This window comes from Kribbella sp. (assembly GCF_035687465.1).
Classification (GTDB): domain Bacteria; phylum Actinomycetota; class Actinomycetes; order Propionibacteriales; family Kribbellaceae; genus Kribbella.
The window spans coordinates 1-2,248 of record NZ_DASRXP010000295.1 but is presented as its reverse complement, the minus strand read 5'-3'; the positions used below and the strand labels follow the sequence as shown (position 1 = coordinate 2,248).

At 67.6% G+C, this 2,248-nt stretch carries 1 protein-coding gene and 2 pseudogenes; 1 reads left to right on the top strand and 2 read right to left on the bottom strand.

Features of this window, described 5'->3' with window-relative positions:
• A pseudogene (locus VFG33_RS14915) lies at window positions 1-226 on the bottom strand (SAF domain-containing protein); the annotation flags it as partial.
• A 154-nt stretch (window positions 227-380) separates the two neighbouring features.
• Window positions 381-659: pseudogene (locus VFG33_RS14910) on the bottom strand (FmdB family zinc ribbon protein); the annotation flags it as partial.
• Window positions 660-918: 259 nt separating this feature from the next.
• On the opposite strand from VFG33_RS14910, the gene VFG33_RS14905 reads away from it, so the two are divergent.
• Window positions 919-2,248: hypothetical protein (locus VFG33_RS14905; RefSeq protein WP_325026705.1), on the top strand; the 1,330-nt coding region annotated here is incomplete at its 3' end.

The window sequence follows — 2,248 nt, the reverse complement described above, 5'->3', positions numbered from 1 at the left end:
CGGCCGACAGGGGGAGTCGCAGAGTCCGGAGGTCGGCGGCGGTGGGCACGGCTCCGCCCGGGAGGTCGCGGGCGGCTGCGAGGACGGCCACGGTCGGGGGTGGCGCCGGCGACAGAGCGACGAGTGCGAAGTAGACGGCGGCTGCGGCGGAGAGGCCGGCGAGCAGCCTGCGGTGCCACCGAGCGGTCTTCAGGAGGCCACGGAGGAAGGAGTCAGATCGGTTCATGCCAGAGAAAGTACGAGCTTCTCGGGCTGCCCAGCCGGTTGTCCACAGAGAGCCGGGCGGGAGGTTAGGCGGCGCTGCTCTTGCTGCCGGAGGAGCCTGAGTCCGAGGAGCCGGAACCTGACGAGCCCGACGAACCTGAGGACGATGAGCCCGAAGAGGAGTCCGAGGAAGACGAGGACTTTCCGGATGAGGACTCCGACGACTTGGACGATGAGGCGGCCGCGTCGCTCTTGGCTGGGACCGTGCTGGTGCCCGTGGAGCGGCTGTCGTTGCGGTAGAAGCCGGAGCCCTTGAAGACCACACCGACCGCGTTGAAGACCTTGCGCAGCGTCCCGTCACAGTTCGGGCAGACCGTCAGGGCGTCGTCGGTGAAGCTTTGACGAACCTCGAGCGAGTTCCCGCACTCGGTGCACTGGTACTGGTACGTCGGCACGTCATATCCCTTCACGACACTGGCACTCCTACTACCCGACTGCTAATAATGCGCCAGAGGCCCGAAGTATTCCAACTCAGCCCGCGCGGCCAGCAGGTCGGACGGGCCGAGTCCAGCCGCCATGCCGCCTGAGCCGGTTTCTGCAGGTTCCTGCAAACGGAGCAACCTTTCACCCGGTTCGGGGCGTCTCCACGACGTGGGACAACTGGGGCGGGGACTGGATTCTGGGCGGGCGGAAGCAAGAGCTAGAGCAGTCGGGGTGGTACCGGGAGCGCTGATCTGGGGCGGAGCCTGCCTGCTCCTGGCCGCTTACGGGACTCCGTGGGCGGCGATCGCCCTGTTCTCGCTCTACCTGGGCGTTGGCATCATGCTGCCAGGCGTACTCCTCTGGCGCTGGCTCCGCGGCAACGTGGACGGGTTCGCCGTCGATCTGCCCTTCGGCACCGGCCTCGGATTCGCTCTCTCGATCCTGACCTACATCCCCGGCCGCGCGATCGGCGTACCGGTTCTGCCGGCCATCATCCCCATCGCGACCCTGGCGGCCTTCCTCGCCGTGCCGCGGCTCCGGGGCTACTGGCAGAGCCAGCGGGCCCCGATGCCGGCCTGGTGGTCCTGGTTGGTCGCAGCCGCCTGCGTCCTCGGGATGTGGGTGATCACCCGCTACGGACTCCAGATCGAGCCGATCGGCTTTCCCGACGCCGCGTTCCAGTACAGCGACATGTCGTACCAGCTGGCCCTGGCCGGCGAGCTCAAGCACCACATGCCCGGCCAGATCCCGTTCGTCATCGGCCAGTCGTTGAACTACCACTGGTTCCTGCATGCCGAGGCGGCCGCGGCCAGTTGGCAGACCGGCATCGAGTTGGACCTCCTGCTGCGCCGTCTGCTCCCGATGATGGCGGCGCTGCTGCCCATCCTGTCGGTCGCGGCTCTCGCTACCCGCCTGGCCCGCCGCTCGTGGGCAGGCCCGCTAGCGGCCTGGTTGCTGCTCGCGGTCACCAGTTTCGACGTCTACGGCTGGGGCGGCCGCGACGCGATCAACCAGGTCTCGTACTCGAGCGGCGTCCTGATGTACAGCCTCACCCACGCCTTCGCGGTCGTCCTGGCGATGCCGGTGATCTGGGTGATCATCTGCATCCTCCGCAAGGACCGGAGCAGGGGAAACTGGGTCATCCTCGCGGTCGGCCTGGCAGCACTCGCCGGAGCCAAAGCGTCCTTCGTGCCGATGCTGGTCGCCGCAGTCGCGCTAGTGATCGCGGTGAAGCTCATCACCGAACGCAAGCTCGACCGCGCATCCATCGGCCTGGGCGTTGCGGTCCTGGCCGCCTTCGCCTTCGCGCAGTTCGTACTGTTCAGCGCAGGCTCATCCGGCGTGGCACTGCAACCCGGTCAGAGCTTCCGCGCACTCGCTACCAGGGTGGGCTTCGGCAGCCATGCCGAAAGCCATGCAGCCGCGATAGCAGTCCTCGGTACTGCGGGCGCCACGTTGCTGGTGGCCTGGGCCATAGCCGGCGTCGGAATGGTCGGCTTCCTCGCAAAGAAGACCTGGAAGGACCCGGCTGCCATCTTCCTGACCGGCTTCCTCATCGCCG